Genomic DNA, 7,222 nt, shown 5'->3' with positions numbered 1-7,222 from the left:
GCCTGCACCTCGTCCGCTCCCTCACCCACCGCTTCGGCACCGACCCCCGCAAGCACGGCAAGCGCGTCTGGTTCGAGCTGGACGCCGCCGCGTGAGCGCCGCCCGCCGCACCCCGATCGCGCCCGACGACCCCCGCATGCGCGACTACACCCACGCCCAGATCACCACCCTCCTCGGCGAACTCCACACCCGAGGCGCCAGGTTCGGCATCCAGTGGGGCCCTGCCACCACCGTGGGCGGCACCGTCGACGGCCGCATCCTCGTCGACTTCGGCAACGCCCCCGTGGCCACCCTCCTCAACCTCCTCCACCTGCTCCGCGACACCGAGAGGAACGAGCCGTGGGAGTCCTGATCCCCCTCGTCACCGAAGCGATCCACACCGAACGCACCACCGTCGCCTACCTCAGCGTCGAGCACGCCCCCGACGCCACCGTCCAGCTCCGCCTCGCCGTCGACCTCGACATCCACACCGGCCCCGGCGAACAGCTCGCCCTCCCCCTCACCCGGGACCAGGCCCACGAGCTCCTCCACTCCCTCGCCGCCCACCTCGGCCACCGCGTCCTGGGAATCCACCGATGAGAACCGGCACCGCCAACTTCCTCGTCGGCGCCGCCCTCCTCACCCTCCTCGCGCTCGCCCTCACCACCGTCGCCCTCGGCGTCATCACCGCCCTCAAGGTCAACGACGACCAGCACACCCTCGCGCCGAAACCCATCACCCGCCACGGACGCTGGGAACTGCGCACCCGCCCCGACGGCACCCACGAATACGCCTGGATCGCCCGCCAGGCCGGTCACTACGGCCCCGAAATCCGACAGCATCCCCCCACCCCCGGCCGACACCGCATACCCACCTAGCAGCGGCAAAGCGAAGGCCCCCGCCCACCCGGGCAGGGGCCTCGCCGCCACCGCACGGGAATTCCCGGTGCGGCGAGCCGGTTCGGACCTATCCTGCCCGCCGTGACCGACTGGAGCAGGATCGAAGCCACCGACTGTGCCGTACCCGCCGACCGGCCACTGGAGGAGCTGGTCCGCGAACTCTCCGGCGCCCTGGCGGACCCCGATCCGGACGTCCGGGACGGAGCGCCGTACGCCGTCCTCGCGACCTGGATCGAGCGCGGGGTGATCGACGGGCCCCGGCGGCTGGCGCTGGGGGACGAGATGGCCGCCCGCTTCCTCGACCCGCAGATCCAGGCCCGCACCTTCGCCCCCCTCGTCCTCGACATGCTGGTGGAGAAGGGGGACTTCGAGGCCGCCTGGGTGGACGCGTTCGAGCGGTGGTACCCGGCGGAGACGGACCTGCGCGGCCATGACGAGAAGCTCGGCTGGCTCCACGCCGTCGCGCACGGCGCGGACCTGCTGGACCGGTTCGGCCGACACCCCGAGGTGGATCCGGTGCGGATGCTTCACCTCGCCGCCGCGCGGCTGACGGCGCCCACCGACCACGTGTTCGACCAGCTGGAGGACGACCGGCTGGCGCGGGCGGTCGCCCGGGTGCTCACCCGGCCCGATCTGAGCGAGTCCGACGCGACCACGTGGCTGGACCCGGTCGCCGCCCGCTTCGGGGCCGACCGCCTCAGTACCCCGGTGCCCGCCCACCTCAGCAACTGCCTGCGCACGCTGCGTCTGCTCTACGTCCTCGCGGACCGCGGCGTGCGGGCACCGAACACCGATGCCGCACCGGAGGCCCTCCCCCACGGGGCGGCGGTCAAGGAACGCCTCGCCGCCGTCCTCGACCGGATCGTCAAGCGGTAGGCGCGGGAGCACACGGCCCGGGCGGTGGCCGGCCCGGCCGCCACGGCCCCGAGATCCGCCATCGAAGCGACCCCACCCCGGCCGGCACCGCGCCCCCGCCCGAGCCGGCACGTTGAGGCCCTCGCCCACCGGGCGAGGGCCTCTCCGGTCTTCGACCGCAGTGATCGCCGGTACTCCACGCCCGTCACCGGCCCGCGCGAAAGGTTCCGAAAACAACTCCGAACCCACCTGCAACCACCGGCCGGGATGCGCGTCTATACGGATGAAGGCACGGAGAGCGAGACCGGCGAGGCCGGGGGGCGCTACCGCTGACAGCGGGGCCGGTCGTCTTCACACACCGTCAGCACCATGACCCTGGGGAAACACGTCATGCGCAAGTCCGTTATGCCCTCCTTCGCGAAGAACGTCACCGCCACCTCCGGCCGCCGCCGGCTCGCCGCCGTCGCCGCCACCGTCGTCCTCGCCGGCTCCGTCCAGCTGATGACCGCCGAGGCCTCCTCGGCCTGCGGCTCGGGAAACACGGCCGCCGCCGAGGCCAAGCCGGTCACCCCCGCCTCCGCGCACAAGGGCGACCTCACCGCCGGGTTCCACATGACCCCCGACGGCCAGAGCATCACTGCCGGCGGCGCCAAGGCCGAGATCGGCGTGGGAGTCACCAACTTCACCGGTGCCCCGTACGAGAACGTCGGCCCCATGATCGCGATCTTCAACCCGAAGGGCGCCACCCGGCTGGAGGACTTCACCGTCGAGGCCGCCACCGCCGGCGGCTGGAAGAGGCTCTCCCTCCACCACGGCTGCGACCCCACGATCATCGCCGACACCAGCTCGCTCAAGACGAAGCAGCTCACCGACGGCCGCGCCACCCACTTCGCCTTCCGCGTCTCCGTCTCGGCCAACGCCGCAGCCGACCTGAAGAGCTTCGAGGTCTACATCGGCGGCAAGGCCGACGGCTACCCCGGGGAGCATGGCGGCACCCACACCTACACGGTCGTCCGCACCCCCGCCCCGGCCAAGCCGGCGACCACCGCCAAGCCGGCCGCCAAGCCCACGACCAGCGCCAAGCCGACCGCCAAGCCCGCCGCCCCGAAGTCGGCCGCCCCCGTCGCGCCCGTCGAGGACAAGACCCAGACCCCCGCCACCCCCAAGGCCACGCCGACCGCCTCCGCCACCACCGCCCCCGCCACCACCGCCCCGGCCACCACCGCCCCGGCCGGCACCCCCGAGCTCGCCCAGACCGGCGCCGGCACCCCCAACGGCTTCCTCGCCGCCGCCTCCGCCGCCTTCGTCGCGCTCGGCGCGGGCGTCCTGATCGCCGTGCGCCGGCTGCGTCCCCAGCGCTGACCGGCGCACGGAGCACCACAGGGGCCCTGCCCCCGCACGGCGGTGCGGAGGCAGGGCCCCTCGTCGTTCCCGGGTGACGACGGGCTCAGTCCTCGACCGGCTCCCGGTCCGCCGACGTCCGACCCGACGCCCACCCCGACACCCACCCCGAGGCCGCCGCGCTCGCCGCCAGCAACCGCAGACCGGCCTCCGACGACGAGCCGGGCACCGCGCTGAAGAGCAGCATCCGGTGCCCGGACGCCTCCGGCAGCGGCAGCGCCTCGAAGTCCAGCGCCAAGTCCCCGACCACCGGATGGTGGAACTCCTTGGTGCCGAACAGGCAGTCGTGCACCGGGTGGCGCGACCAGAGCGCCGCGAACTCCGCGCTCTTCATCGACAGCTCGCCGATCACCTCGGCCAGTTGCCGGTCCTCCTGGTGCCGCCCGGCGGCCAGCCGCAGGAAGGCGACCTGGGCCCGGGCCTCGGTCTCCCAGCCCGGGTAGAGCTCCCGGGTCCGCGGGTCGAGGAAGAGCAGCCGGGAGAGGTTGGGGCGCGCCGCCGGCGAGTCCGGCGCCGCCGCGTCCAGGTGCCCGGCCAGCAATGCGTGGCCGAGCGGGTTCCAGGCCAGCACCTCGTTGCGCAGGCCGACCACCACCGCCGGGACGTCGGCCATCGCCGCGATCAGCCGGCCCACCGCCGGCCGGACCCGCTCGAAGCGCTCGGCCGGGCGCCCCTTCGCCGTCCGGCCCGGGCGGGCCAGGTTGCGCAGGTGGGCGTGCTCGTCGCCGTCGAGGCGCAGTGCCCGGGCGATGGCGTCCAGCACCTCGTCGGAGACGTTGCGGCTCTGCCCCTGCTCCAGCCGCGTGTAGTAGGTGATGCTGACGCCCGCCAGCTGGGACAGCTCCTCGCGCCGCAGCCCGGGCACCCGGCGCCGGCTGCCGTACGTGGTCAGCCCGACGTCCTCGGGTCGCAGCCGGGCGCGGCGGGTGCGCAGGAACGCGCCCAGCTCGCTCGGCCTCTCCGCCCCCGCCGACGACGCCAAGGAGGCCGACGACGCCGAGGAGGGGGCCGGCAACGGCCTCTCCGCCGACCGGGGCTGCTGCGCTGACGGTGTCTCGGGTGCGGTCATGCCTCCAGTGAACACCGCCGGGCGGCGCCGAGCCTGTCCCTGCCAGTGCCACCCTCCGCGGGGGTCTGGGTACCCCCGGCGCGGCCCAGCAGGCTGCTGCCGTACCCGGAACACCCCGTCGAGCGAAAGGCAGCGGAGCGATGACCGCCACCCTGTCCGAAGCACCAGCCCTCCCCCGCACACCAGCCGGTATGACCGGCCGGCAGCGCCTCGTCCTGGTCGTGCTGCTGGCCGCCCAGTTCATGCTGGCCGTGGACTTCTCGATCCTGAACGTCGCCCTGCCGGTGATCGGCCAGGGTCTCGGCTTCGGGCTCGGCGGCCTGCAGTGGATCGCCACCGCCTTCGCCCTGAGCGCGGCGGGCTTCACCCTGCTGTTCGGACGGGTCGCCGACCTCTTCGGGCGGCGCCAGGTGTTCCTGATCGGTCTCGCCGTGCTCGGCGTCTCCTCGCTGGTCGGCGGGCTGGCCACCACCCCGGAGCTGCTGCTGGCCGCCCGGGTGGCGCAGGGCCTGGCCACCGCCGCCGTCACGCCGGCCGGGCTGGCGCTGCTCACCACCGCCTTCCCGGAGGGCCCGCTGCGCGAGCGGGCGCTGGGCCTGAACGGCGCGCTGATGTCGGCCGGCTTCACCTCGGGCGCGGTGCTCGGCGGGCTGCTCACCGACCTGCTGAGCTGGCGCTGGGCGTTCTTCGTCAACGTGCCGGTGGCCCTGGCCGTCCTGCTGGTGGCGCCCCGGCTGATCGCGGAGAGCCGGCCGGCCGGGAAGGTCCGGATGGACTTCCCGGGGGCGGTCACCGTCACCGGCGGTCTGCTCGCCCTGGTCCACGGACTGACGGCGGCCGGTGAGCACGGCTGGGGCGACCCGCTCGCGCTCGGCTCGCTTGGGCTGGGCGCGGCGCTGCTGGTGGCGTTCTGGTTCGTCGAGCGGACCGCCGCCTCGCCCCTCGTGCCGGTCCGGGTGCTGCGGCGGCGCACGGTGGTCTGGGGCAACGCGGCCGGCCTGCTGGCCTTCGCCACCGAGACCTCGCTGGTCTTCCTGCTGACCCTCTACCTCCAGCGGGTGCTGGGCTTCTCCGCGCTGGCCACCGGCCTGGCCTTCGGGGTCCTGGGTGCCGGCACCGTGCTCGGCGGTGTGGTCGCGCCGCGGCTGATCGGGCGGCTCGGCAGCCGGGGCGCGCTGCTCGCGGGATTCCTGGTGCAGGCCGCCGCGACCGCCGCGCTGCTCCTGCTCGGCGCCGACCGGGCCTGGCTCGGCCTGCTGCTGGCGGCGACCTTCGTCGGCGGGGTCGGCAACATGCTGGCGATCGTCGGCTTCATGGTGACGGCCACCTCGGGCCTGCCGGACGAGGAGCAGGGGCTGGCCACCGGGGTCGCCACCATGACCCAGCAGGTCGGCATCACCCTGGGCACCCCGGTGATGAGCGCGGTCGCCACCGCGGCCGCCGCGGGGACCACCGTGCTCACCGGGGTCACCTGGGCGATCGCCGTGAACACCGCGCTGGTGCTGCTCGCCGCCCTCGCCTCGGCGCTCTTCCTGCGGCGGGGATGAGGACCCCCGCCCGACCGGCGGAGTGGGAAGTCGGACCCGCCGACTTCCCACTCCGCCACTGCCGTCGGACGACGGCGTCACGAGCTGCTTCACTCACCCGGCCCGCCTCGACGATCTCGGAGATCTCGCCGGCGGAGTCCAGCACGAGCTCGACCGCGCTCCCGAGCACTGCCCGGCACCGGCTCGGAACCGCACCAGGACAGCGCCCGGCCAGCGCCCGGACAGCACCAGGCCAGCACCCGGACAGGACGACGCAGGGGCGCACCGCCGAGCGGTGCGCCCCTGGTGAAGCCGGTGTCCGTACGAGGTCAGCCGTCGATGGTCTTGCGGAACGCCTCGGCCACCGTGAGGAAGATCGAGTTGCCCTCGACCTCGCCGATCGAGATCCGGACGCCCTCCGGGAACGGGCGGACGATCACGCCGGCGTCGGCACAGGCCGCCGCGAACTCCTGGGAGCGCTCGCCGAGCGCCAGCCAGACGAAGTTGGCCTGCGAGTCCGGGATCTCCCAGCCCTGGGCACGCAGCCCGGCGACCACCCGGGTGCGCTCCTCGACCAGTGCGTCGACCCGGACCATCAGGGCCTCCTCGGCCCGCAGCGAGGCGACGGCCGCGTTCTGCGCGAGCTGGGTGACGCCGAACGGCACCGCCGTCTTGCGCAGCGCGTTCGCCACCGGCTCGTGCGCGATCGCGAAGCCGACCCGCATGCCCGCCAGGCCGTACGCCTTGGAGAAGGTCCGCAGCACGCAGACGTTGGGGCGGTCGCGGTAGAGGTCGATGCCGTTGGGGACGTCGGCGTCGCGGATGAACTCGATGTACGCCTCGTCGACGACCACCAGGATGTCGGCGGGCACCGCGTCCAGGAAGCGCTCCAGCTCGGCGCGGTGGATCACGTTGCCGGTGGGGTTGTTCGGGTTGCAGACGAAGATCAGCCGGGTGCGGTCGGTGACCGCGGCCAGCATCGCGTCCAGGTCGTGGTCGCCGCCCGCGGTGAGCGCCACCGGGACGGGGGTCGCGCCGGCGACCTGGGTGATGATCGGGTAGGCCTCGAAGGAGCGCCAGGCGAAGATCACCTCGTCGCCCGGGCCGGCCGTGGCGAGGATCAGCGACTGGGCGACGCCGACCGAGCCGGTGCCGGTGGCGATGTGCTCGGCCGGGACGTCGAAGCGCCGGGCCAGCTCGGCGGTCAGCTCGGTGACCGCCATGTCCGGGTACCGGTTGAGCGAGCCGGCCGCCGCGACCGCCGCTTCGAGCACGCCGGGCAGCGGCTCGTACGGGTTCTCGTTGGAGGACAGCTTGTAGGCGTCGGCGCCGGCGGGCTTGCCGGGCTTGTAGGTGGGGATGCCGTCCAGGCTCGACCTCAGCCGAGGCCCCTGCGCTGCCGTTCCACTCACGGTCCTTCTCCTTCTCTCTCCGTCGGGCCCACTGCGTCGGGCCCGCTGGTGCGTCCGCTCCCGCGCCGGACGGGATCGCCG

8 protein-coding genes are annotated in these 7,222 nt (G+C 74.1%); 6 read left to right on the top strand and 2 right to left on the bottom strand.

The window, feature by feature from the left end; translation table 11 throughout:
* Positions 1-91: 91 nt before the first annotated feature.
* The 5 genes from ABT263_RS29830 (at position 92) to ABT263_RS29810 (ending at position 3,095) form a co-directional block, all read left to right on the top strand.
* The gene (locus ABT263_RS29830) at positions 92-352 is read left to right on the top strand and encodes a hypothetical protein (protein ID WP_352295041.1); all 261 of its coding nucleotides are present in this window, start codon (positions 92-94) and stop codon (positions 350-352) included.
* Positions 340-579: a hypothetical protein gene (locus ABT263_RS29825; protein WP_352295040.1), complete on the top strand. Its 240-nt coding sequence runs from the start codon at positions 340-342 to the stop codon at positions 577-579. Before ABT263_RS29830 ends, ABT263_RS29825 begins: the two co-directional genes overlap by 13 nt.
* Positions 576-857 carry a hypothetical protein gene (locus tag ABT263_RS29820; RefSeq protein WP_352295038.1) on the top strand — a complete coding sequence of 94 codons (282 nt, stop codon included), beginning with the start codon at positions 576-578 and terminating at the stop codon, positions 855-857. The genes ABT263_RS29825 and ABT263_RS29820 overlap by 4 nt, the downstream gene beginning before the upstream one ends.
* 102 nt (positions 858-959) lie before the next feature.
* Positions 960-1,754: a DUF2785 domain-containing protein gene (locus ABT263_RS29815; RefSeq protein WP_352295036.1), complete on the top strand. Its 795-nt coding sequence runs from the start codon at positions 960-962 to the stop codon at positions 1,752-1,754.
* Positions 1,755-2,123: 369 nt separating this feature from the next.
* Positions 2,124-3,095 carry a hypothetical protein gene (locus tag ABT263_RS29810; RefSeq protein ID WP_352295034.1) on the top strand — a complete coding sequence of 324 codons (972 nt, stop codon included), beginning with the start codon at positions 2,124-2,126 and terminating at the stop codon, positions 3,093-3,095.
* Positions 3,096-3,180: 85 nt separating this feature from the next.
* Here ABT263_RS29810 and ABT263_RS29805 read toward each other — a convergent pair whose 3' ends face one another.
* Positions 3,181-4,203, bottom strand: coding sequence for a helix-turn-helix transcriptional regulator (locus ABT263_RS29805; RefSeq protein WP_352295032.1), 1,023 nt, complete (start codon positions 4,201-4,203; stop codon positions 3,181-3,183).
* Between the two features lie 140 nt (positions 4,204-4,343).
* Here ABT263_RS29805 and ABT263_RS29800 point away from each other — a divergent pair, with 140 nt between their 5' ends.
* Positions 4,344-5,750 carry an MFS transporter gene (locus ABT263_RS29800; protein ID WP_352295030.1) on the top strand — a complete coding sequence of 469 codons (1,407 nt, stop codon included), beginning with the start codon at positions 4,344-4,346 and terminating at the stop codon, positions 5,748-5,750.
* A 308-nt stretch (positions 5,751-6,058) separates the two neighbouring features.
* Here ABT263_RS29800 and hisC read toward each other — a convergent pair whose 3' ends face one another.
* The gene (hisC, locus tag ABT263_RS29795) at positions 6,059-7,141 is read right to left on the bottom strand and encodes a histidinol-phosphate transaminase (protein WP_352295028.1); all 1,083 of its coding nucleotides are present in this window, start codon (positions 7,139-7,141) and stop codon (positions 6,059-6,061) included.
* Positions 7,142-7,222 lie beyond the last annotated feature (81 nt).

Source organism: Kitasatospora sp. NPDC001603 (genome assembly GCF_040298365.1).
Classification (GTDB): domain Bacteria; phylum Actinomycetota; class Actinomycetes; order Streptomycetales; family Streptomycetaceae; genus Kitasatospora.
This window is presented reverse-complemented; position numbering and strand designations above follow the sequence as displayed.